23 protein-coding genes are annotated in these 22,781 nt (G+C 64.7%); 12 read left to right on the top strand and 11 right to left on the bottom strand.

The annotated features are described in order from the left end of the window. The first annotated feature begins 2 nt into the window (after nt 1-2). The 5 genes from ACXAED_RS24775 to ACXAED_RS24755 all read left to right on the top strand — a co-directional run bounded on the left by ACXAED_RS24775 (nt 3) and on the right by ACXAED_RS24755 (nt 5,332). A complete protein-coding gene (locus ACXAED_RS24775) occupies nt 3-1,100 on the top strand; it encodes an ABC transporter ATP-binding protein (protein ID WP_475054460.1) in 1,098 nt (365 codons plus the stop codon). Then, nucleotides 1,097-1,987 (top strand): glucokinase, encoded by an 891-nt coding sequence (locus tag ACXAED_RS24770; RefSeq protein WP_475054458.1) that lies wholly within the window; start codon nt 1,097-1,099, stop codon nt 1,985-1,987. The genes ACXAED_RS24775 and ACXAED_RS24770 overlap by 4 nt, the downstream gene beginning before the upstream one ends. Before the next feature lie 176 nt (nt 1,988-2,163). Next, nucleotides 2,164-3,528 (top strand): MATE family efflux transporter, encoded by a 1,365-nt coding sequence (locus ACXAED_RS24765; RefSeq protein WP_475054456.1) that lies wholly within the window; start codon nt 2,164-2,166, stop codon nt 3,526-3,528. A gap of 322 nt (nt 3,529-3,850) precedes the next feature. Next, nucleotides 3,851-4,708 carry a formate/nitrite transporter family protein gene (locus ACXAED_RS24760; protein ID WP_475054454.1) on the top strand — a complete coding sequence of 286 codons (858 nt, stop codon included), beginning with the start codon at nt 3,851-3,853 and terminating at the stop codon, nt 4,706-4,708. Nucleotides 4,709-4,834: 126 nt separating this feature from the next. After that, a complete protein-coding gene (locus ACXAED_RS24755) occupies nt 4,835-5,332 on the top strand; it encodes a ferritin-like domain-containing protein (protein ID WP_475054451.1) in 498 nt (165 codons plus the stop codon). An 82-nt stretch (nt 5,333-5,414) separates the two neighbouring features. Here the strand turns inward: ACXAED_RS24755 and ACXAED_RS24750 are convergent, their stop codons facing one another. The 8 genes from ACXAED_RS24750 to ACXAED_RS24715 all read right to left on the bottom strand — a co-directional run bounded on the left by ACXAED_RS24750 (nt 5,415) and on the right by ACXAED_RS24715 (nt 12,549). Beyond that, entirely contained in the window at nt 5,415-6,452 is a 1,038-nt protein-coding gene (locus tag ACXAED_RS24750; RefSeq protein WP_475054450.1) for an App1 family protein, read from the bottom strand. Between the two features lie 108 nt (nt 6,453-6,560). Then, complete coding sequence (locus ACXAED_RS24745; RefSeq protein ID WP_475054447.1) at nt 6,561-6,899, bottom strand: RidA family protein; 339 nt, start codon at nt 6,897-6,899, stop codon at nt 6,561-6,563. 9 nt (nt 6,900-6,908) lie between these two features. Then, nucleotides 6,909-8,303: an FAD/NAD(P)-dependent oxidoreductase gene (locus ACXAED_RS24740; RefSeq protein WP_475054445.1), complete on the bottom strand. Its 1,395-nt coding sequence runs from the start codon at nt 8,301-8,303 to the stop codon at nt 6,909-6,911. Continuing rightward, a complete protein-coding gene (locus ACXAED_RS24735; protein WP_475054442.1) occupies nt 8,290-8,601 on the bottom strand; it encodes a (2Fe-2S)-binding protein in 312 nt (103 codons plus the stop codon). The genes ACXAED_RS24740 and ACXAED_RS24735 overlap by 14 nt, the downstream gene beginning before the upstream one ends. Continuing rightward, on the bottom strand, nt 8,576-9,676 hold the full coding sequence (locus ACXAED_RS24730) for an NAD(P)/FAD-dependent oxidoreductase (protein ID WP_475054440.1): 1,101 nt from the start codon (nt 9,674-9,676) through the stop codon (nt 8,576-8,578). Before ACXAED_RS24730 ends, ACXAED_RS24735 begins: the two co-directional genes overlap by 26 nt. A gap of 69 nt (nt 9,677-9,745) precedes the next feature. Further along, nucleotides 9,746-10,738 (bottom strand): TRAP transporter substrate-binding protein DctP, encoded by a 993-nt coding sequence (dctP, locus tag ACXAED_RS24725; RefSeq protein ID WP_475054438.1) that lies wholly within the window; start codon nt 10,736-10,738, stop codon nt 9,746-9,748. 45 nt (nt 10,739-10,783) lie between these two features. Beyond that, nucleotides 10,784-12,082: a TRAP transporter large permease gene (locus ACXAED_RS24720; RefSeq protein ID WP_475054436.1), complete on the bottom strand. Its 1,299-nt coding sequence runs from the start codon at nt 12,080-12,082 to the stop codon at nt 10,784-10,786. Then, nucleotides 12,079-12,549, bottom strand: coding sequence for a TRAP transporter small permease (locus ACXAED_RS24715; RefSeq protein ID WP_475054434.1), 471 nt, complete (start codon nt 12,547-12,549; stop codon nt 12,079-12,081). Before ACXAED_RS24715 ends, ACXAED_RS24720 begins: the two co-directional genes overlap by 4 nt. 111 nt (nt 12,550-12,660) lie before the next feature. Here ACXAED_RS24715 and ACXAED_RS24710 point away from each other — a divergent pair, with 111 nt between their 5' ends. From ACXAED_RS24710 to ACXAED_RS24700, 3 genes are all read left to right on the top strand, one after another. Beyond that, a complete protein-coding gene (locus ACXAED_RS24710; protein WP_475054433.1) occupies nt 12,661-13,599 on the top strand; it encodes a LysR family transcriptional regulator in 939 nt (312 codons plus the stop codon). Nucleotides 13,600-14,146: 547 nt separating this feature from the next. After that, on the top strand, nt 14,147-14,395 hold the full coding sequence (locus tag ACXAED_RS24705) for a hypothetical protein (protein ID WP_475054432.1): 249 nt from the start codon (nt 14,147-14,149) through the stop codon (nt 14,393-14,395). A 192-nt stretch (nt 14,396-14,587) separates the two neighbouring features. Continuing rightward, complete coding sequence (locus ACXAED_RS24700) at nt 14,588-14,773, top strand: PLDc N-terminal domain-containing protein (RefSeq protein ID WP_475054430.1); 186 nt, start codon at nt 14,588-14,590, stop codon at nt 14,771-14,773. Between the two features lie 81 nt (nt 14,774-14,854). Here the strand turns inward: ACXAED_RS24700 and ACXAED_RS24695 are convergent, their stop codons facing one another. Next, nucleotides 14,855-16,264 carry a mechanosensitive ion channel domain-containing protein gene (locus tag ACXAED_RS24695; RefSeq protein ID WP_475054429.1) on the bottom strand — a complete coding sequence of 470 codons (1,410 nt, stop codon included), beginning with the start codon at nt 16,262-16,264 and terminating at the stop codon, nt 14,855-14,857. Between the two features lie 231 nt (nt 16,265-16,495). On the opposite strand from ACXAED_RS24695, the gene ACXAED_RS24690 reads away from it, so the two are divergent. The 3 genes from ACXAED_RS24690 (at nt 16,496) to ACXAED_RS24680 (ending at nt 17,764) form a co-directional block, all read left to right on the top strand. After that, a complete protein-coding gene (locus ACXAED_RS24690; RefSeq protein ID WP_475054426.1) occupies nt 16,496-16,861 on the top strand; it encodes a hypothetical protein in 366 nt (121 codons plus the stop codon). A 188-nt stretch (nt 16,862-17,049) separates the two neighbouring features. Continuing rightward, entirely contained in the window at nt 17,050-17,247 is a 198-nt protein-coding gene (locus tag ACXAED_RS24685; protein WP_475054424.1) for a CsbD family protein, read from the top strand. Between the two features lies 1 nt (nt 17,248). Further along, nucleotides 17,249-17,764, top strand: a complete 516-nt coding sequence (locus ACXAED_RS24680) for a pyridoxamine 5'-phosphate oxidase family protein (RefSeq protein WP_475054422.1) — start codon at nt 17,249-17,251, stop codon at nt 17,762-17,764. A gap of 96 nt (nt 17,765-17,860) precedes the next feature. Here the strand turns inward: ACXAED_RS24680 and ACXAED_RS24675 are convergent, their stop codons facing one another. Together ACXAED_RS24675 and ACXAED_RS24670 are read right to left on the bottom strand one after the other, a co-directional pair. After that, entirely contained in the window at nt 17,861-20,440 is a 2,580-nt protein-coding gene (locus tag ACXAED_RS24675) for an HWE histidine kinase domain-containing protein (protein WP_475054421.1), read from the bottom strand. Continuing rightward, nucleotides 20,433-20,996, bottom strand: coding sequence for a biliverdin-producing heme oxygenase (locus tag ACXAED_RS24670; protein ID WP_475054419.1), 564 nt, complete (start codon nt 20,994-20,996; stop codon nt 20,433-20,435). The genes ACXAED_RS24675 and ACXAED_RS24670 overlap by 8 nt, the downstream gene beginning before the upstream one ends. 426 nt (nt 20,997-21,422) lie before the next feature. Here ACXAED_RS24670 and ACXAED_RS24665 point away from each other — a divergent pair, with 426 nt between their 5' ends. Continuing rightward, nucleotides 21,423-22,775 carry a serine/threonine protein kinase gene (locus ACXAED_RS24665; protein WP_475054418.1) on the top strand — a complete coding sequence of 451 codons (1,353 nt, stop codon included), beginning with the start codon at nt 21,423-21,425 and terminating at the stop codon, nt 22,773-22,775. Nucleotides 22,776-22,781 lie beyond the last annotated feature (6 nt).

Raw genomic sequence — 22,781 nt, 5'->3', positions numbered from 1 at the left:
TCATGGCTCCCATTCTGGACATCACCAACCTGCGCAAGAACTACGGCTCGACGGAGATCCTGAAGGACATCAACGTCAGCATCGAGCCGGGAGACTTCCTGGTGCTGGTCGGCCCCTCCGGCTGCGGCAAGTCCACGCTGCTCAATTGCATCGCCGGGCTGGAGCCGATCTCCGGCGGGCGGATCGAAATCGGCGGCCGCGACATGACCCATGTGAGCCCCAAGGACCGCGACATCGCCATGGTGTTCCAATCCTATGCGCTCTACCCGACGATGACGGTTGCCAAGAACATCACCTTTGGCATGAAGGTACGCGGCGCCGATGCCGCCACCCAGGCGCGCAAGCTGAAGGAGGTCGCGGCGCAGTTGCAGATCGAGGCGCTGCTAGACCGCCGCCCCGGCCAGCTGTCGGGCGGCCAGCGCCAGCGGGTGGCGATGGGCCGGGCACTGGTGCGCGATCCCAAGCTGTTCCTGTTCGATGAGCCGCTGTCGAACCTCGACGCCAAGCTGCGGGTCGAGATGCGGACCGAAATCAAGAAGCTGCACCAGAACCTCGGCGCCACCATGGTCTATGTGACCCACGACCAGATCGAAGCGATGACGCTGGCCACCAAGATCGTGGTGATGAAAGGCGGCGTGGTGCAGCAGATCGGCACGCCCGCTGAGATCTATAACAAGCCCGCCAACCTGTTTGTGGCCGACTTCATGGGCAGCCCGGCGATGAACTTGATCCCGGCGCGCGCTCAGCCGAACGGGCAGGGCACAAGGATCGAAATGGACTGCGGCGGCAGCGCGCCCATCGTGCTGAAGGACACCCGCGCCACCGGCCTGCCGCAGGACGTGATCCTGGGGGTGCGCCCCGAAGACATTGCCGAGGCGGGCTTTCGCGCCGGCGAAGGCGTGCAGGAGGCCGCCTGCCTGATCGACATGGTGGAGCCTGCGGGCGCCGATACCTATGTGGTCTCCAATCTCGGCGGCAAGCAGGTCACGGCGCGGCTTCATGCCGAGACGCGGGCGCAGCCGGGGCAGATGCTGGATCTGGCCTTTGACCTGTCCAAGGTCTCCTATTTCTCGCCCGCGACCGGCGAGCGGCTGAATTGACCGGGCTGCGGCTGGCCGCCGACGTTGGTGGCACCAACACCCGGCTGGGACTGGCCGAGGGTGGTGCGCTGCTGGCGGACACGGTGCAAAGCTTCCGCAATGACGAGTTTTCCGGCTTTGCGGAAGTGATGAACCAGTACCTGCAAGGCGCCGCGCCCGGAGGAGTGGCGGAGGTGGCGATTGCCATTGCCGGGCCGGTCACCGGCTCGACCGCGCGGCTCACCAACCGCGACTGGCACTTTGACGCTGCGGCGCTGTCGCAGCGCCTGGGCGGTGCGCGTGTGCATCTGCTCAACGACCTGGCCGCTCTGGGACAGGCCTGCCCGCATCTGGGGCCGGAGTGTCTGGACACCGTGGTTGCGCCCGCGGACGGCGCAAGCGAGGATGGCCAGCGGCTGGTGGTGGGCATCGGCACCGGCTTCAACCTGTCGCCGGTGCTGCAATCCGGCGGGCTGGTGCAATGCCTCAACGTGGAATACGGCCATGTCAGCCTGCCGCTGGACGTAGCCGGGCATCTGCGCAGCCGGATTGGTGATGCGGCTGTGAAATTCCTTACGGTGGAACATCTGTTCTCCGGCCGCGGCCATGCGGCGGTGCGGGGGCAGTTTGCGGACGATGACCAAGGCGCGCAGGCGTTTCAGGCGTTCTATGCAGAGCTGCTGGCGCTGCTGGCGCGCAATCTGGTGCTGGCGTTTCTGCCCGCGCAGGGGATCTATTTCGCCGGTGCGGTGGCGCGCAGCCTGCTGGCCTCCCCGGCGCGGCAGGTGTTTGCGGAGGCCTTCCGCCAGCCCTTCGCACTGAATACCGGAATAGAGGCGCCGGTGTATGTCATCCTCGACGACGCCGCGGCGCTGAAGGGCTGCGCCGCCGTTACGATCAACAGCTGATCCGCGAGACACGCGCGGGCGGGCGGCCGCTGCGGGTGATAATCCGGGTTATGGTAAGTACGAGATCCGCAGGGCGGGACGGCTGACGCTTTCACCTCTTTTACCGGTTGCCGGGAACGCTGCGCCCGGTTGCGGCGTTGGGTCTGCAACACCCATCCGCAGCGGGAGGTACATGTATGGCACGGTCTGATCTGACCGAAGGGCCGGTCTGGCGCGCGCTGGCGCGGGTTTCGGCGCCGATGTCGCTGGGCATTCTGGCAGTTTTGTCGATCGGATTGGCCGATGCGTATTTCCTAGGCCAGCTGGGCGGCGCGCCGCTGGCAGCGGTGGGGTTCATCTATCCGGTCACAACGGCACTGGCTTCGCTGGCAATCGGGTTGTCGGCAGGCGCAAATGCTGCCGTGTCCCAGGCCCTGGGCCGCGAGGATGAGGACAGCGCGGTGGCGCGGATGTCGCTGCATGCGGCGGGGCTCGGCCTGCTGTTGTCGGTGCTGGTGGCGCTTGGCTTTTACGTCCTGCACGGACAGATCTTCGGCTTGATGGGCGCGCGCGGCAAGGTGATGGAGGAGATTTCCGCCTATGTCCCGCTTTGGGCGCTGTCGTTCCCGTTTCTGGTGCTGATGATGCTGGTCAACGCGCTGTTCCGGGCGCATGGCAATGCGGTTCATGCGTCAATGTTCATGATACTGGCGGCGGCTGTGAACATCGCGCTCAACCCGCTGTTCATTTTCGGCTGGGGTCCGGTGCCCGCGTTGGAGACCGGCGGCGCCGCGCTGGCGACGCTGGCCGGGCGGCTGGCGGCCGCGGCCGGCGCCATCGCGTTTGCCGTTCATGCGGGATATTTGCGGCTGTGCGGCCGGATCTGGCAGGACTTGTGGCGAAGCCTGCGCGAAATTACCCAGGTTGGCGCGCCGGCCGCCTTTTCCAATGCGATCAACCCGGCGGGGATGGCGCTGGTCACCGCTGCGGTGGCCACGCTGGGCGATGCAGCGGTGGCGGGGTTCGGCGCGGCGACGCGGGTGCAGTCGCTGGCGATTGTGGTGCTGCTGGCGCTGTCTGCCGGGATCGGCCCGGTGGTCGGCCAGAACTGGGGCGCAGGCAAGGAGGAGCGGGCGCAGTCCGCGGTGGTGCAGGCCTGGGCCTTCTGCCTGGTGTACGGCCTGGCCCTGGGCGCGGTGCTGAGCCTGGGCGGCGGCTGGATCGCCTCTGCCATTGCCGAGGACGCGGAGGCGGCGGACTACACCCGCCGGTATCTTCAGATCGTCGGCTGGAGCCTGTTCGGCTATGGTATCCTCGTGACTGCAAACGCGGCGATGAATGCGCGGTCCAAGGCGCTGCATTCGATGGGGCTGAGCCTGGGGCGGATCACGCTGGTCTATGTGCCGCTGGCCTGGCTTGGGGTGTGGGTTTTTGGCTATAGCGGGATCCTGGCGGCGGCCGTTGCCGCCAACCTCTCCGCTGTCGCCGGAGCGGTGTGGGCAGCCCGGCGCACCGGACTGTGGCCGGAAAGCGCCCGGATCACCCGGCACATTGCCGCGTAGTGGCGGCTTCGCGGGCTTGAGCGCCGCAATTAAGAGGCTGTGACCGTGCCCCTGCGAACCCTTCCGGAGGCAAAATGCCCAGAAGCTGCCCTGCAAACTTGGTGGTGCCGGGAACTTTTCCGCTTGGACGGCGTTATAGTGGCAGCAGGCTGCGCGCGCCATGACGGGCAGCTGTATCGAATAGAATGATCCCCCCGGCCGCCGCCGCTTACAGGAAAACAGCGGTGCGGATGGCAGGTCCAAAACCAGCCGCCGCGGCCGCTGCGGTGACACGGGAACGCTCCCGGCACCCGCGCAGGCTTTCCGGACAAGCAGGAGACCGATGATGACCCCCACTGACAAGCATGTGCTTGCCGCAGAAGAAAAGGAGCGCGAAGCGGTGGAGGAGGCCACTGGCCTGTCCGCCAAGCTTATCTTCGAGGCTATCCGGCTGACTGGGGAAGAAGAGCTGCGGCGCCCGGTGCGGGCCTTGTGGTGGTCGGGCCTGGCGGCGGGGCTGCTGATGTGCTTCTCGGTTTGGGGCGAGGCGATACTCCGCTCCAGCCTGCCCGAGAGCAGCTGGCGGTTCATTATTGAGAATCTGGGTTACACGCTGGGCTTCGTGCTAGTCATTCTGGGCCGGATGCAGCTGTTTACTGAAAACACGATAACGACCGTGGTGCCGGTGACCCTCTGCCCGACATGGCAGTCGTTAGGGCGCACTGCCCGGCTTTGGGCGGTGGTGCTGGCGGCAAACGTTGTGGGCGCCTTTCTTGCCGCCGCCTTCCTGGCCTTCGCCCCGGTCATGTCGGAAAAGATGGCAGAGGCGATGCTGGCGCTGAGCCACCACGCGACCGGGATGCCGTGGGTCGAGGGTCTGGTGCGCGGCATCCCTGCGGGCGTGCTGATTGCGGCGCTGGTCTGGATGCTGCCGCAGGCCAATGGTTCGGAGCTGCCGCTGATTATCATAATTACCTGGCTGATTGCCTTGGGGGACTTCACCCACATCATCGCGGGCTCCGTTGAGATGGCCTTTCTGATGGTACAGGGAGAATTGTCCGTGATTCCGGCACTGTTCCGCTTCTTCCTGCCCGTGCTGGCAGGCAATATTATCGGCGGCACGGTCGTTTTCACGCTCCTGACATGGGCCCAGATCCGGCCGGAAGTGATGGAAGCGGAGAAACGGGAATCCGCCCGCTGAAGAACGCCGGCCCCGAAATCCGTGCAGCCCAGAGCCCCGCCTGACCCGGGGCCGGCATACTGCAGATCCCGGAACCTTCGGGGCGGCGACCGCGTTTGTTTTCTGAACAAGGAACAGGAGAGCCGCATGGCAGACGCACAGCAATTTGCCCCGTCCGAATCCAGCCTTTCCACCTGTGCCCGCGAGACTTCGGCTCTGGCACAGGCGCTGTCTGCTGTTCTTTCCGGTATTTGCCGCCTGGTATTCCAGACGCACGCATTGCACCGGGACGCGGGCAGCGCGATGCCACCCTCTGTCAAAGAAGTAACCGAACAGCACTACACCAGCATGTTTTCGGCAGCGGGCAAGCTGGCGGAACAACTGCGGGTGATGGGACACTTGCCGCCCTCGCAGCTGGAACACGTTATCAAGGAGTCCCGCGCCGTCGCAGAGGATCAAAAGTCAGGCGCGGGCTGGACGGTCGCGGACTTGGCGGGCGGGCATGAACAATTGGCCGGTCACCTCCACACGCTGACTGAGCTGGCTGCCAATCACAATGATCCGGCGACAAAGGACTGGGCCGCCGCACGCCGGACCTTCCACGAGGAGGCCGCGTGGCGTCTGCGGTCACTCACCATCCTTTAAGAGCCGCGAAGCCCCCGCAGGTGTTTCGGCGGCTGTCCCGGAACCCGGGTGCAGCGGCGGGTGACACAAGCTCAGAGCCCTTTCAACCCTGCCGGGGGACTTGCTGAATGGGCAGTCCACCTGCCAGTTTCAGCCCCAGCTTCTGGGCTGCCCCTGCAAAGCTGGATGCAGCATGAACAGCGATGCCTGTTTCCCTCAAAGCATCCAGATCGCGTTTGTCTTGCGCACTCAGCCCGTCCGCGGGCACCCTCAGCAGCACCGCCGATATACGGCCCGGATGGCGGCGCACCGCGTCGGCGTAGATGGACGCATCTTTCTGTCCCGTATCGCCAATCAGCACCGCAGGCAGGGACGGATGCGCGTTCAGCAGCAGGTCGATACTTTGCCCTTTGTGGCTGCCGTGGCCTGCGGAAATGAACTGGGTTTCGCTTAGCCCCAAGTCACGCAGGAACATCGGGCCGCGGATCAGACCTGCCTGCCGGAACACCTGTGCCAGAAAGGCGTGCATGTTCCAGGGAGAGGAGCTGACGTAATACACAGGGTTGCGGCCCTCTTCTGACAGTTGGCGGAGCAGATCCGCCGAATCCGGAAAGATGCGCCGCGTCAGAGCGTTGCCGCTGAACGTGGTCCACAAATTCCGGGCCAGCGAATAGGCGGAGGTCTGCATCACGGTGTCATCAATGTCGGATACCACCAGGAACCGGGCTTCCGGACGGGGAACAAGCACCGGGCACGCGGTCTGTGCCCCGCTATCGGCGATGGCAACCTGAACTTCGTGCCAGCCCGGGTCCCTGCCCGGCGGCAGCGGCAGCTGAAAATATCCCTCTTCATCGCTGACCGCGGTGGTGCCATCGTGGGTCACGGTAACGCCGGCGGCTTCATCCGTCAGAAAGAGCGAGATCATCTGCCGCACATTTTTCAGCACGCTCTGGCCATCGCGCGGGGTGCTGCCGCGCAGTTGTGTCAGGACACGGCCGCGCACGATCAAATGCTCCGGTGTGGCGTATCCGATGTAGGGATCGATCACCAGATCAGCACCGCGGCGCGGCCTGCGGGGCAAAAGCCTGTCTAGCAGGCGCTCGGCGTGCAGGGCGGTGCGGTGCAGGACTTGCTTGAGCATATGAGACCTCGTTGCTGCTTTATGTATACAACGCATGAGGTCCCGAAAAAGTGCCCGGCTCCGGTCTGGTGCCGGGGCCGGGTTCAGGGTCTGTGCCAAGGTGCCTTATCAGCAGGCGGCGGTCACGATGATTTCCACCTTCAGATCCGGCCGTGCGAGCTTGGCTTCGCCGCAGGCCCGGGCCGGGGCGTGGCCCTTGGGCACCCAAGCATCCCAGACCGCGTTCATCTCCGCAAAGTCCTTCATGTCGGCCAGCCAGACAATCGCCTGCAGCATCTGCTGCGGCGACGAGCCGGCCTTCTCCAGCAGCACCTCGACCCGGGACAGGCAATCACGGGTCTGTTCAGCCACATCGGCGCCATCTCCGACCTGGCCGCAGAGATAGGCCACGCCGTTGTGCTTCACGATCTTGCTCATTCGGGGGCCGGTTTCGATCCGTTCAATCATCTTGTTCTCCTATTCGGCGGCAGTGGCAGATGGGTCTTCCATCGCTGCCAGTTCGCCCAGTGTCACGGGTTTTATCGGCGGCCGGATGCGGTAGTAACCGGTCTCATCCGGAGTCTGCCCGTTGGCCTCCGCCAGCAGGGCAGTCACGGTCAGCCCGCAATAGCGGCCCTGGCACGGCCCCATGCCCGCGCGCCCGAAGGCTTTGGCCTGGTTCGGGCCAAGGCAGCCGAGCTTGGCATAGCTGCGGATGTCGCCTGCGGTGACTTCCTCGCAACGGCAGACGATGGTGCTGTCGGCGGGCCGCAGGGCGGGACCATAGGGCGGATAGGCCGCATCGAGGAACGGGCGCACGGCTGTTTCCCGGCTGCGGCGGCTGAACAGCGGCGCGGCCAGGCGGTCGCGCTCCTGCACGGTGATCCGGCCCAGCTCCTCCGCCGCTTTCAGGGCCGCGATTCGGCCAGCATATTCTGCGGCCATGGCACCTCCGATGCCCGCGCCGTCCCCGGCGATCAGAACACCTGGCTTGGCGGTCTCGCCCCAGGTCCCGGTTTCAGGCACAAAGCATTGCTGCGCTTCGGACCAGACATGCGGCACCCCGATCGAGCAGGCGGCCTGGGTGTTCGGCACAACTCCGTGATGCAGCAGCACGGTGTCGCAAGCGATGCGATGCTCCTGCCCCTTGCTGCGGAAGGTCACCGCCTCGGCCCGGGTGCTGCCCGCCACCGCGATCTCCGTTGCGCCGGTATAGCGCGGCACGCCGGCGCGCTTGATCTCCGCCAGCATCTTCAGGCCCTTCGCCAGATAGCGCCAGCCGCGCAGTGCGCCGGGAAGGTGACGGCCAGCGGCCAGCGGGCTGGCCGCGGTCTGGGTCTCGACCAGGGCCAGCGGCGGCGTTCCGGCGCGCACCATCTGCGCCGCGATCAGATACAGCAGCGGCCCGCTGCCGACGAGAACGGCCCGGCGCGGCAGCACGCCGGATTGCTTCAGGAGAATCTGCGCTGCACCTGCGGTCATCACCCCCGGCAGGGTCCAGCCGGGAAGCGGCATCGGGCGCTCCAGCGCGCCGGTGGCCAGGATCACCCGCGCGGCCTCCACCTGTTCACCGCGGCCAGCGCGAATGAAGGAGATGCGGAAGCCATCCTCGATGGCCCAGACAACGGCACCTGACAGGTGAGTGATCCCCGAAGCGCCAAGGCCAGCCGTCAAGCTTGCCCCGTGCAGATACTCTTGCCCCAGAATGCCGCCGCGCGGCCCCGCGGCGCGGTCCACCTCGCGGTAGATCTGCCCGCCGGGGCAGTTTTGTTCGTCCAGCAGGGTGACGCTCAGGCCCTGTTGGGCTGCCTCGGCAGCGGCGGCCATGCCGGCCGGGCCCGCGCCGATGATGGCCAGATCACATTGTTGCATCATTGGCCTCCGCTTCATGCGGGCGGGCAATTTTCATACCCTCTTCCACTTCCAGCATACAGGCCTGCTGCACGCGGCCGCCGGTCTCTACCAGGCATTCGAAACAGGCGCCCATCATGCAGAACGGTGCCCGCGGCGCGCCGGAGACCGGCGTGTGGCGGAACACCTGCACGCCGGCGGCTAGCAGCGCCGCCGCAAGGTTAGCGCCTGCGGGCAGGTCCAGCGGCAAACCGTCAAACCAGACCCGGACACGGGGGGCATCGCCTGCCAGCTCAAGAAACGGGGAATCGGTCTTCACTGAACACCTCCAGATCAGGGGCGGCTGCGGTGCCTTCCAGCCAGTCGGGCAGGAACAGCGCATGGGCCGCGGCCAGGGTGATGCCGCTGTGGCAGGTGACAAGGTAAGCGCCCGGCATCTCGGGGCTTTCCTGGTAGATCGGCAAGCCGTCGGGCGACAGGATGCGCAGGGCGCCCCAGCTGCGCACCAGCTGCGCGCGGGCCAGCGCCGGATAGGCCGCGATCGCCTCGGCGGCGAGGCCCGACAGGCCCGGCTGCGTCACGCTGTCGTCCAGCCCGACCTCCTCGTTGGTGGCGCCGATCTGGATGCCGCCCTCGTCCACCTGGCGGGCAATCAGCGAGGGGCGGTTGATCAGTTTCGGCAGCTTCTCGGTGATCAGCACCTGGCCGCGCTGCGGCCGCACCGGCGCCTTGAAGCCCAGCTTGGGGCCCAGCTCCATCGCGCCAAGACCGGCGGAGAGCACAACCTTGCCGGCCGTGACGGTGGTGCCATCGCTGCACTGGACCTTGAACGCATCCGGCTTGGAGACCGCGGTGACGGTCTTGCCGTTCAGAACCGTGCCGCCCAGCCGCCGCACGTCGTCGGCCAGCGAGACCAGCAGGCGCAGCGGGTTTGCGTGGCCGTCCTGGTGATGCAGGATCGCGCCTGCGACCTTGGGCCCGATATGCGGCTCTTCGCGGCTGAGCGCGTTGCGGCCCAGCACTTCATAAGGGTAGTTGCCGCCCAGCTTGTCCTTCAGCGTGTCATATTGCGCGACGGTCGCGTAAAGCGTTTCCTCGGAGAAATGCAGGTCGTAACCGCCGTTCTGCTGCAGCCCGACAGAGCGGCCGGTGCCGTCTTTCAGCTCCGCCGCAAATCCGGCCCAGGCGGCGGCGGACTGCTGGCTCCAGCTGGCATAGCGCGGCTGCTTCATGCCCTTGGACTGCACCCAGACCAGGCCGAAGTTGCCGCGGCTGGCGCGGAACGAGCCGTCATCGCCGTCCAGAACCGTGACGCGCTTGCCGCGCCGCAGCAGCCCCCAGGCCACCGACAGGCCGACAACGCCGCCGCCGATCACTGCATAATCTGCTTCCATTCTGCCGTACCCCAAAGGTTGGCTGCGGTTTCGGGGCGGCGCGCGGCCGCCCCGGTCTGTCATGCGGGATTACTTGCCGATCTGGTCAAGAATGCCCTGGCCCCAGTCGGCGCCAACGTCTTCCAGCACCACCGGCCAGACGTCTTCGCGCACCTTGGCGGCCATCGCAGACAGTTCGTCGTCGCTCAGATCCACCACCTTGGCACCCAGCTCATCGGACAGGCGCTGCTCCCACTTGCCCTGATCCTCTTCGGCAACGGTCCAGCGCTGCGCCTCGAAGTCGGCGGCGGCAGCCTTGAGCGCTTCCTGATCCTCTGCGTCCAGCTCAGCCAGCGAGCCGTTGGAGATGATCATGTACCAGACCTCAAAGTGGGTGTTGGCGGGCACATAGGTCTTGGTCACGTCGCGGAACGAGGCATAGTAGCCTTCGGCGCCGGAGCCGATCACGCCGTCGACCACGCCTGTCTGGATCGCGGTGAACGCTTCGGAGAACGGGATCGGTGAGGGGATGTAGCCAAGCGCTTCGCCGGTCAGCTGGAAGCTTTTGATGCCGGGCACCCGCACCTTGATGCCGTTGGACTGCGACGGGTCGCCCGGGTTGACCGCATCGGTGTTCAGCGCAATGCCGCCGAAGTAGACCGGGTAGGCCGCCAGCATGGTGATGTCCTGCTTGGCATAAAGCTCTGCCATCACGTCGCGCACCGCACCGCCGGGGCCATAGATCTCGCGCGCCTCGGCCCAGGTGTTGGCCAGGTAGGGGAAGGAGCTGATCTGCATCCGGCGGTCTGCTGCGGCAGCAGCCGGCTGGGTCGCCATGTCAATGGCGCCGACGCTGATGCGCTCCTGCACGGTGGTGTAGTCGCCGAGCGCAGAGGCCGGGAAGATGTTGATCGAAACGTCGCCGCCGGTGGACTCATTCACCTGGGCTGCAAAGGCGCGCAGCTCCTTGTCGATGGTGGTGTCCTGCGGGCGCACGTGGCTCATCTTGAGGTCGGCAGCTTGGGCGAGGCCCGCCAGCGACATCAGGGCAGCAGCAGCGGTGCCGGTCAGAAAGTTTTTCATGGGTAGTCTCCTCCGTAGGGTATCAGGGGTGTGTCAGGGATGGGGTCAGTAGCCGAAGAAACGCGGCAGAAAGAGCGACAGGTCGGGCCACAGGGAGGTCAGGAAGACCACCGGCACATAGCCTGTCAGGATCAGGACCATCGCGGGCGGGATCACCTTGGTGACCTTCACGTTGCCGATCCGCGCGCCAAGGTAGAGGATTGAGGCATAGGGCGGGGTGACGCCGCCCATCGCGGTGTTCACGCCCATGATCGCGGCGAACTGCACCGGGGTGACACCGATTGCCTGCATCAGCGGCAGCAAGAGCGGCGCGATCAGGATGATGGCGGTGACGTCGTTCACGACCATGCCGACCAGGAACAGCAGGATGTTGATGAAGATCAGCAGCAGCACCTTGTTCTCGGTGATCTCGAAGATCGCGCTGACCATCTTTTGCGGGATCGCTTCATAGACGAACATCTGGCTCAGGATCATCGAGAACAGGATCATCACCATGATCGCGCCCACCGCCGTGGCGGCTTCCTTGCCGGCCTCCAGGAAGCTGTTCCACTTGAGGCCCTTGTAAATGAAGAAGCCGACCGGCAGCGCATAGATCACCGACAGGGCCGCGGCCTCGGTCGGGGTCATGATGCCGCCATAAATGCCGCCCAGGATGATCACCGGCATCAGCAGTGCCGGGGTGGCGTTAAAGCCCTTCTTGGCCACATCGCCTGCCAGCTGGGAAAAGCTGGGCGCGTCGTCCAGCACCAGGTTGAACTTGCGGCTCATCCACAGGTTCATGGCCGAGAAGTTGAACATGATCAGCAGGCCCGGCCCCAGGGTCGCCAGGAAGCAGGCGAGGATCGAGGTGTCGGTCACCCAGCCATAGACGATCATGGTGACCGACGGCGGGATCAGCAGGCCCAGGATGGATGAGTTGGCAATCAGCGCGGTGGCGTATTCCCGCGGGTAGCCGCGCTTCTCCATCTCGGGGATCAGCAGCGGGCCGATGGCGGCGATGCCCGTCAGGCCGGAGCCGGAGATCGCGCCGATGATGGCGCAGCTGACCGCCGCCACCACGCCCAGGCCGCCGCGGATATGGCCGATGAAAGCATTTACGAAGTTCAAGAGCGAGGCCGCGATACCGCTGGCTGACATGATGGTGCCAGCCAGCACGAACAGCGGAATGGCCAGCAGAACCGGGTTGCCCAGCTGCTGGGACCCCCACAGCATCATGCCCTTCATGGTCACATCGCCCAGGAAATACATGATCATCAGGGCGGCGCCAAAACAGTAGGGCAGCGGCACGCCCAGGGTCAGCGTCAGAACCAGAACGGCGATGGCAAGGAGTGCGATTTCAATCATTTTTCGGCTCCGGCGCGCAGGGCGTTGATATGGCGGAACAGGTGCACCGCGGTGTAGAGCATCATCAGGGCCAGACCGGCCACGAGCGCCACTTCGGAATAGAATGTCGGCAGGTAGAGCGTCGGGCTCTCCTTCCAGACGCGCCAGGCGTACTGGGTGTATTCCCAGGCCCAGCTCAGCAGCCACAGGCCGACGGTCAGGCTGATGATTTCCCCGATGATCGCCAGCACGGTATGGCCGCGCTCTGTCTTGATGGCGATCTCCAGCACGTTGGCGCGGATGTGGGTATCCTCGCGCGAGGCGTTCACAGCGCCCAGGATGTAGAGCCAGATAGTCGGGTAGAGCATGGTCTCCTCCAGCCCCATCACCGGGATCTGCAGCAGATAGCGGGTGACCACCTGGACAAACTGCCCGAGCGCCACCAGACAGATCAGCCCCGTCAGCAAGTATTTTGAGAATGTGTCCATCGGTCCTCCTTCCGGTGTCCCCTCACCGGTTTGGCGGATTTGGCTGGACAAAGGGCATAAGATCAATTTCAAAATATCTGTGACTCCATAAATTGCCTTGATACCCACGCCATGAACTTCTCGATCCGCCAGATCTTCACCTTCCGCGAGGTCATGCGCAGCGGCTCCATCTCGCAGGCCGCGCGCACCGTCGGGCGCACCCAGCCCGCCGTCAGCACGATGATCTCAACGCTGGAGGGCGAACTGGGCTTCAGCCTGTTTGTCCGCGAGCAGGGCAAATTGATCCCGACACCGGAAGCGCGGTTCTTTCTGGAGGAATGCGAGACCGTCCTGGAACGCATCGAGCGGATCGAGCGCACCGTCAGCAAGATCCGCGGCCACGAGGCCGGAAAGCTGCGTGTCGCCTGCCACCCGGCGGCGGCCGGGCTGTTCATGCCGCGGATTCTAACGGATTTTCTGCTAGGCAAGGATGAGCTTGAGGTCTCGCTGATCATGCGGTCGTCGGATGTGATCGAGGATCTGATCGCCTCGCAGCAATACGACATCGGATTTGCCGAAACCCCGGTGCCGCGCCCGTCCATCAAGCAGATGGATTTCGACCTCGAAAGCGTCTGCATCGTTCCGGAAAGCGATCCGCTGGCCGCGGCGGAAGAGATCACACCGCAGGACCTGGACGGGGCGCCGATGGCGGTGCTGTTTGAAAAGCACCCCATGACGGCCCGGACAGAGGCTGCGTTTCAGCGCAGCGGCTGCCGGTTCCGCAAGCGGCTGGAGCTGCGCACCTGGGCGCCCGGGCTGCAGTTCGTTGCAGCTGGCATGTGCTACATGATTTGCGACATGATCACAGCCTATGGGTGTCTGCAGCAGCGCCAGACAACCGAAGGGCTGGCGATTCGCCGGTTCACGCCGCGAATCGGCTCCAGCGTTTCGATTCTCACACCTGGATATGCCACCCAGTCTCTAACCTCCGAGGCCTTCACGGCACGGCTCTGCAGTGCCATCGAGAACATGCAGACCGAAATGGAAACCTGCCTCAACCGGCAGCCATAAACGGAGAAAGCTTCCGGAGGCGGCCGCCGGCAGCGTCCAGCTATTAGTCTCCGTTCAGCGGCGCCATCAGCAGCACCGGCTTGCCGCTTCATTGATACCGGTGCCGTCTCTTGCGTGGGAGATGTGCCGAGGACTGAATTTCCTTTGCACCCAGCCCCGGGCCTCCGCATCCGTTTCGATTATGCCGCAAGACTTGGGATAGGTCGCAATGCTCGGTTCCGAGGCCGTGAACCCGGCCAGAAGTTTTCGCATGCCCTGTACCCGATCTACCCCGAATACAGTCATCTTCGCGCCAAGGTGAAGGTGGTCATAGCCGTCATACTAAACCAGTCGGGCGGCGAACTTCCGCCTTGGGACCGCGGCGCCGGCTTGCGAACCCTGCAAAATACCGCGGCATATCCTCGGTCGGGTCAAAAAATATTTCCTTTACAATCAACGTATTGAAGCGACACACCTTAGGAAATGCCAACAGCGGCCGCAAACAGCACGGGAACAAATTCGGACACAGGCGCGTTGACCGGCTGAAGCAACCCGAAAGGACAGTACTATGAAACCCTCCTATATCTTCGCCGCGGTGGCCGGCATTGTTGTGCTGCTTTTTGCTGTTTACATGATCGACATTGATCAGACCGAAGAAGCCCGCCTGCCCGACGTCGATGTCAGCGTTGAAGGCGGCCAGATGCCTGAATTCGACGCTGATGTCGGCGATATCGAAACCGGTTCCAAGGACGTGACTGTGACTGTCCCGACCGTCGACATTCAAAGCCCGGAAGAAGATGCCAAGGACGATAGCTGATCCTGACTTCCGGCAGATATAAAAAGCGCAGCGCAGCCCGCTGCGCTTTTTTCATGTTCTGGCATCGCCTGAGGCATACAGCCCTGAGTTTGGAGCAGCGGCCCCTGCGGTCCAGCCGTTTGGATTAAATTCGGAACAATCTCCGGCTGTGCGCGTTGAGTATTCAGATCATCAAGCCCAAGGGGAAACACGATGGAATATGGACTGATTGGCCTTCTCGTTCTGGCTGCCGACATTTACGCAATCATTCAGGTCCTGGGATCCGGGGCCTCCACCGCGGCCAAGATCGTATGGGTGCTCGTTATCCTGATCCTGCCGGTGCTGGGCTTCATTGCCTGGCTGATCGCAGGCCCGCGGTCCTCCGCGGCAAAAATTTAACACTGCCGTCATTGAATTGTCCCGGCCCGGCTCTGTGAAGCCGGGCCGGTTTCTTGCCCAGGCAAGCCCATTGCGGCCGCCTCACTCCGCCTTTTGCTCGGCGTCCAGCAGGTTTTCGCCGCCGTCCAACCCTTCGCGCTCCCGCTCCGCCGCTACGGCAACCGCCAGCTCCGCCCGCTCCGGGTCGGCCGCTTCCGGCAATTCGGCGCTGGCTGTTTCCCGCGCTCCCGGTTCGGCCGGGGCCTCCTTGGCCCGGGCGTCCGCTGCCACGGGCGCGTTGTCCAGCCGGACCCTGTAGATCGGCTCCGGCAGGCCAAAGCCCGCCCCTTCCAGCGCCATCTTGGCGGCCCGGATCGCTTCGCCGCGCGCCTTGGCGAAGTCCACCCGGGTCTGGTCCACCCAGCCTGTGAAAGTCAGGATCACGTTGGAATCACCGACTTCGCTGATCCAGGCACCAACCTCCGGATCCTCCAGCACAAAGGGCTGCGCCTCCAGCGCGGCAACGGCGGTAGACAGGGCCGCCGCCAGATCCGCGTCCGCGTCCACGCCAAGATCAAAGCCGAAGCGCCGCCGCGGGTCGCGGGTGAAGTTGACGATGCGGCCCTTGAACACTGTGGCGTTGGGAATACGGATGTGGTTGCCCTCGGGCGAGATCAGGATGGTCGCGCGCGAGGTCAGCCGCGCGACGGTGCCCTGATCGCCCTGGATATCGACAAAGTCATTGGGCCGGAACGGCTGCCGCAGGCTGAGCAGAATGGAGGCAATGAAATTCTCCACAGTGTCCCGCACCGCAAAGCCGAGCGCCAGCCCGACCACCCCCGCCGCCCCCAGCACCGCGCCGATCAACGCAGTGGCATTCAGGATGTCGAGTGCCAGCACCAGCCCGGTCAGAATGAACAGAATCCGCGCCACCGCCCGGTAGACATCGGCAATAAAGGCATTGGGCGCCAGCCGGGTCCAGATGCCGATCCGCGTGGTCAGCAGCCAGCCGCCCGCCGCCACCGCCGCAAAGGCAGCCAGCGCCACCAGAAAGATCGGCCCGTTTGCCAGCAGGTTGCGGGTCCGGGCGGCAATCCGTTCCATGGCCGGGGCCAGCCGCTCCTCCAGGGTGCCGCTGATCTGGGTCTCATTTTCGATCGCCACCACCCCGGCAACCCGGTTGATGATCTGCGTCAGCCGGTCCTGGGCGGCGTTGTCGATCACCTCGCCGGTGATGCGGACCACGCCTTCGGAGACAGACACGGTCACCGACCCGTATCCCTCGATTTCCGCCAGCAGCTTCTCGATCCGGCTCAGGATCTCACTGTCGCGAACAGCCGCCTCTCCCACTTCGATCCGGCCATCGGTCTGCACCGGATCCGCCGCAGTCTGTGCCTGAGCGCCGGTGCCGCCAAGGCACAGCGCCGCCAGCAGGATTAATAAATGCAAACCCGCCAGCAGCGCCCGGCGCGCCCCGGACCGGCGCCCCCCTCGCGGGGCCAAACATGTCATGTCGCGGTTCAATTCCGCATCCTCCCGATGAAATACATGCCCCGCACATGGAAACCGGGACGTGACCAGTCTTTGCCGCAGCAAACTGCCGGTGCAAGAGCGTAACCGCACGGGCCCGGGACGCACCGTCGCCGCCCGCTGAATTTTCACCCCTCTGATATGTCACAGTTTAATGCGCGCCAACGCGCAAAGGTGCCATTCCTCGCGTTCAAAAAATTTTGAGGAAGACCAATGAGCACTAAAGCCGCCGGCGCAAACGCCCCCGTTCTGATCCTGACCCCACACGCGCTGGAAGCCGCGGACATCAGCGACTACCTGCTGCGGCGGGGGTATCCGGCGGTCAGCAGCGAGACCCGCCTGGATGGTCTCGCCAACCCGCTGGAATTCACCGCGCGCGTGCCTCACATGGTGTTCTTCGGCTTCCCGCTCAGCGATCCGGAGGCACGCGACTGGCTGCAGTCGGCCATGGCCACGGAGTGGCGCATCATTCTGATCAATGGCGACACCACAGAGCCGGAACTGAAGGCCCTGCCGATGCTTAGCCGCCCATTTGCAACCCCGCATCTGGACACGGTAATGCAGCTTTTGGGCGAATAACTGCCCCTTCCCGGGCGGCAGTGCGCCGTGCTGCCGGAATTGGTCTGGTAATCAGCCATTCCGCAGCTCCTCCCGGCCGGGTTGCAAAGATACTAGGAAAAAACGGAACTTCGCAGCCTCCCCCGCGTTCTCCCTTTGCCGCCGCCGCGACGCGGCGGCCCACCGCAATTTCCCAAGGAGGACACGACATGGACGACGACCGCATCACCGGTAAATGGACCGAGCTCAAGGGCCGCCTGCGGGAAACCTACGGCGAGCTGACCGACGACGAGCTGGAAGAAACCAAGGGCGAACGCCAGAAGCTCGAAGGGCTGCTGGAACAGCGGCTTGGCAAGACCAAGGACGATGTCCGCCAGACCGTGGACCGGATGCTGGAGAGCATTTGACATGGCCCGCAGACCTGACAGTGACGCAGACGCCGCCGCCCAGCTTTGGAAACGCCTGGAGGACACCCGCACCGGCATGCTTTCGGTGGACGGCAGCAGCCAGCACCCGCAGCCGATGAGCCACTTTGCCGACCCCGACAGCGGCGAGATATGGTTCATCACCTCCGCTGACACCGATCTGGTGGCCGCAGTGGGCCTGGGCGCAGAGGCCACTTTTGCCTATCAGTCCCAAAAGGGCGACTACCACGCTTCGGTCAAGGGACCGATCGTGGTCTACGAAAGCGACGAGAAGCTCGACAGCCTGTGGAGCCCGCCGGTGGCCGCGTGGTTCGAGAAGGGCCGCGAGGATCCCAAGGTCACCCTGCTGCAACTGACCCCGCGCGAGGCGGCGATCTGGGCCTCGGATTCCAACCCGATCCTGGTCGGGCTGAAAATGCTTAACGCCGCGATGCGCGACGACGTGAGCGAACCGGACGTCGGCATCCACCGTGTGATAAACTTCCGCGACGTGGCCTGACCCGGGGAAGCGCCGCAACCCGCGAACGAACAGGCCCGCCGGTACTCCCCGGCGGGCCTGTTCGATTTAGATGGAACCGCAGCCCGCGCCCGGAGGTCAGCCGCCGCCGCCTGCTGGGGGCATCGCCTCCAGAACCCCGCTAAGCTGTTCAACCGTATAGGGCTTTTTCAGGATTTTCAGGCCCGGGAAGCGCGTGATGACATCTTCGGTTTCGCCATATCCCGTGGCCAGCACGACCGGGATGCCCAGCTCCCGGCACTTCTCCACCACCGGCAGCGAGGTTTCGGACCCCAGGTTCATGTCCGCCAGCACAAACTGAGTGCCGCCTTGCGCCAGCAGGTTCAATGCGGTGGTCACCCCGCTGCATGTCTCCACCTTTTCGGCGCCCAGCTGGGTCAGCATGTCCGCGGCATCCATCGCGATGATCATGTTGTCCTCCAGCACCAGCGCGCCGCCGGTCAGGTGCCGCACTACCCCTGACTTCTGCGCCGCCGCTGCCGGCATTGCAGCCTCAGGCTTTTCCGCTTTCCGCACATGGCGGGCCGGCAGCACAAAGCCTGCCTCCAGCCCGGTGACGCGGTACTTCACGTCCGCCCGCCCCTTCAGCTCAAACGGCACGGATTGCTCAATGAGCGTGGTGCCAAAGCCCCTGCGCTCCGGCGCCTTCACCGGCGGGCCGTCGTGCTCGCACCAGTTGAGAGCAGCGGTGCCATCGGCGTTCAGGGCGGTGCGGATCTCCACCCGGCCGGAGGAATTGCTGAGCGCGCCGTATTTGACCGAATTTGTCACCAGCTCATGTATGACCAGCGCCATGCAGGTGAAGGCCGCCGGCGACAATTCCAGCGCGTCGCCATCAATTGATACGCGGCTGCTTTTGCCGGCCAGAAAAGCCTCGGTTTCCGTCCCGATCAGCCCGTGCAGCGTATTCCAGTCCCACTCCGACCCGGTCAGCTGGTCATGCGCCCGTGCCAGCGCGTGAATGCGCGCGTCCAGCACTTCACCAAAGGCGTCGGCGGATTTCACCGACTCCTTGCCTTGCGACACCAGCCCGCGGATCAGGTTCAGTATGTTGCGCACCCGGTGGTTCAGTTCCGCGATCAGCAGTTCCTGCTGGTCCTGGGCCCGCTTGCGGGCGGCATTGTTTTCATCCGCCAGCTTCAGCACCACTTCGATCAGGGTTGTGCGCAGTGCTTCGGCGGTGCGCTGTTCGCGCTGTTTCCAGGGCTGGCAATGGCCGCGCGCCACCTCCTGCCAGGCCTCAAAGCTTTTGCGCGGCGTCAGCCGCAGACCATTGGGGCCCGGTTCGGCGGGTTTCTCGGGATTTCCGGCCCAGGTCACTGATTTGACCACTTCGCGCCGGAACAGAACGAAATAATCCCGCGGTGTCCGCGAGACAGGGATCGCCAGCAGTCCTGCCACCCGGTCCGAAAACCCGTCAGTGCCGGGATAGCGCGCAATCAGATTGCTGTTGGAGTAGACCTGCCCGGGCGGCGTTGTGTTCAGAAACCGCACCAGCCCCAGGAACTCTTCCTCTGCCGGGGCGGAGCCGACGGATTTGTACTCGCCGTCCGAGTAAATCGCAGCACCATCAAACGGGATGACTTCCCCGATACCGGTGCAGAGTTCGTCAAAGGCTTCAAACAGGCTGCAACCGCTTGAAAGCTGCGGCATCAGATGGTCGTGCAGCGCCCGGGAGCGGTCAATATCCCCCAGTTCCTCGGTCATTTCCATCTGCGCAAGCTCGTAATTGAACAGCTGCGCGAACAGCTCAACCGAGGTGCGCTTTTCATAACTGAGGTAACACGGGCTGTTATTATGGCAGGCAAACAGCCCCCACAATTGGCCGTTGCGCAGGATGGAGACCGACATCGAGGCCGCAACCCCCATGTTCTTCAGGTACTCCAGATGGATCGGAGAGACCGCCCGGGTCACCGCCAGCGAAAGGTCCAGCGGGGTGCCGTTGGGATCGGTTTCCGGCAGCACAGGATAGACCGGCGCCGCTGCGTCCGGAATAATCCGCAGCAGGCTGCGCACGTACAGCGCCCGCGCCTGCTTGGGGACGTCGCTGGCCGGATAGCGCAGGCCCAGAAACGGCTCCATTCCGGAATCGCGGGCCTCCGCTATAACCGTGCCGCTACCGTCTTCTTCGAACTTGTATACCATGACCCGGCTGAAGCCGCTCAGCGCCTTAAGGCCCCGCGCGGCTTCCTGGGCCATGCCTTCCAGCTTATTGAAACGCTGCATCCGGCCAATCAGCGCCTGCACAAGGCCCGGATCATGCACATCCCCGGCATCCGCGTCCCGGCGTTCGAACTCCAGCACAAACAGCCGCCCGGACATGTGGATGGACACGTCAAACAGCTGTCCGTCGCCGCGCAGGTCATAGCCGAAAACCCGCACAGCGCCTTGCTGCATCCGCAGCATCTGCATCCGCGTGCGCAGGTCGTGCAATGCCTGCGGGCTAAGGATATCGGTCACCGGCCGCCCCGCCAGCCCGGAATCGTCAAACCCCAGGACCTCGCCGCAGTTGGCAGAAGCATGGGCGATGATCCAGTCGGCAGAAACTGCAATCAGGCAGCCGAAACTCTGCACATGGCCGATGATGTGGATCGGCTCCTGATCGCATGTGGTCAGATCCACCTGCGCCTTGGCAGCGCCGGATGTGTTGTCAGGCATGAACCGCCCTCCCAATAGCCAACTCAGCAGCAATACATTCTAAGCAAAATTCGAACAGCCAGGTACAATCTTTGACAATCCGGTCAGCCGCGGCGCCCTCGCCCGGCAGCTTTTCCGCCCGGGCCACGAACCCGCGCCAGTTTTCTGCATAGGACGGGGCCGACAGATAGGCGCAGGCACTGGAAACCTCAGGCAAACCGCGGTCCAGCCAGCGCTTGCGCAGCACCTGCGCGCCCAGGCGCGAGCCTGAGACCAGGTAATCCACAGCCAGCGGATGCGGCATCAGCGGCAGCGCAGGCACCGGTGCGGCGCGGTCCAGCCGCTCCAGGTCCGCTCCTGACCGCTGCTTCAAATCGCGGATGACCGGCGCGCAGGCCGCGTCACGGCTCACTGGCTCCAGCGCCGCAAACAGCCGCCACTGCAGCAGCAGAAAGCGCGCATAGCCCTCAGCGCCCTGCCGGTCCAGCCGGGTCACATGATCATCCAAGGCCACATGGCATTGCCGCGTGTCCCCGCGCAGCCTGACACGCAAGTTCTGATATTGGACGTCTGCCACGGAACCGTTCCCCTTATCAGCAGCACTATAGCGCTCGCCTTAGCCGAATCAATGGGATTACACCGCAACACCAGAAGTGGAAAAGCAAATTTTTGCAACGCTTTAGGAACCGTTGACCGCACAGATCATCAGCATTGGTCCAATCCGGCGCCTCTGCCGCGCCGCTTGCCCGGCCTTGTCAAACCGTGCTGCCTGCCAGCCGTGTTTTCCACCGTATTGGGTGCCAGTTTAACTAACTTCAACGCAAGTCGCCGGCCGCCCCTTAACCCAATGTTTACAGCCCTTTCCCGGCAAATGCGGCCAAAATCGGGCAGCTCTGCCGCAATTGCCCGGAAAGCGCCGCGAACATTCCGCATTTGGCTTTCAGCGTGAAGGCAACTCCGCGCCATCCGGCCGGATCCTGCACTGCCACGAGGGACTGACGCTGTGCCGCACGACACTCATTCCGCCGATCCGGCGCCGGCCTGCGAACTGCCCAGCGGCTTCAAGCTGCTGCAGGGCCAGTACCAGATCGAGCGGCCGCTGATCAGCGGCGGCTTCGGGATCACCTACCTGGCCCGCGACAGCCTGGAGCGGCGCGTCGTCCTCAAGGAATGCTTCCCGGCGGGTCTCTGCCGCCGCGCCGGCACCGATGTGGAACCCGCCGCCCCCGAACACGCCAAATCCTGCCGCAACGTGCTGCGCGTCTTCCTGCGCGAGGCGCATCTGCTGGCGCGTGCGCGCCACCCGGCCATCGTCGGAGTGCACCAGGTCTTCAAGGAGAACCAGACCGCCTATATCGCGATGGAGTTCATCGACGGGCTGGACCTGTTGACCGTCCGCGAGGAGCAGCCGGAGCGGCTGACCGGGCCAGTTCTGCGCCAGATCCTCGACCAATCGCTGGAGGCGCTGGACTGTCTGCACCGGCTGGGCGTCCTGCACCGCGATATCTCGCCGGACAACATCCTGCTGGGCAAGGACGGCACGGTGACGCTGATCGATTTCGGCGCCGCCTGCGGCAGCACACCCGATGACGGCACCGCGCTGCCGATGCTGCTGGCGGTCAAGGACGGCTATTCCGCCCATGAGCTCTACAGCCCCGATCTGCCCCAGCGCCCCGCCTGTGACCTCTACGCCCTTGGCGCGACGCTCTACTACTTGATCACCGGCGCCCCTCCCGCCTCCAGCCAGCAGCGTCTGGCGGCGCTGATGGGGGGCACCCCTGACCCCTGCCGCCCGCTCTTGGGCGGACCGTGGGCCGCTGATCCGGCGCTGCTGGCAACCGTGGACATGGCGATGTCGGTGCTTCCGGCGGAACGGTTCCAGAGCGCGCGCGACTGGGCGGATGCGCTGGCAGAGGAAGACGCGCCGCAGGATAGCGCAATCCCGCAAGCCGATCCGGCCGCGGCCGGATCGGCCGGAGACGGCTGCAGTCTCGTCACGGCCATTGCCGAGCTGGTTGCCAAGACCAACGGCAGCCTCACGCCGCGCCTGCCCCGCTCTGCCCGCCAGACGCAGACGCCGCCTGCCGCCCCGCCGTCAGAGCCCCGCCGCCCGCTGGTCAACATCTTCGGCGAGCCCGTCACCGACCTGGAGGCCTGGCTGGAGGAAGAGGACGCAATCGCCTGGCGCAAGAAAATCGCCCCGGTTGCGCAGCAGCCGCCTGCCGCAGCCCCTGTGCCGCTCAGCGATCCGGCGGATCCGGCATTAGGACTGCGCCAGGACAAGCCAGCCTTCGCCAGCCGCCTGCGCAGGATCTTCGGGCGGCAAGCCAGCAGCCCGCAAACGGTTAAGAATTGAAGGGAA

This window comes from Leisingera sp. ABM4_103 (assembly GCF_056158685.1).
The sequence above is the reverse complement of the archived record's forward strand: the minus strand, read 5'-3'. Positions and strand labels throughout refer to the sequence as shown.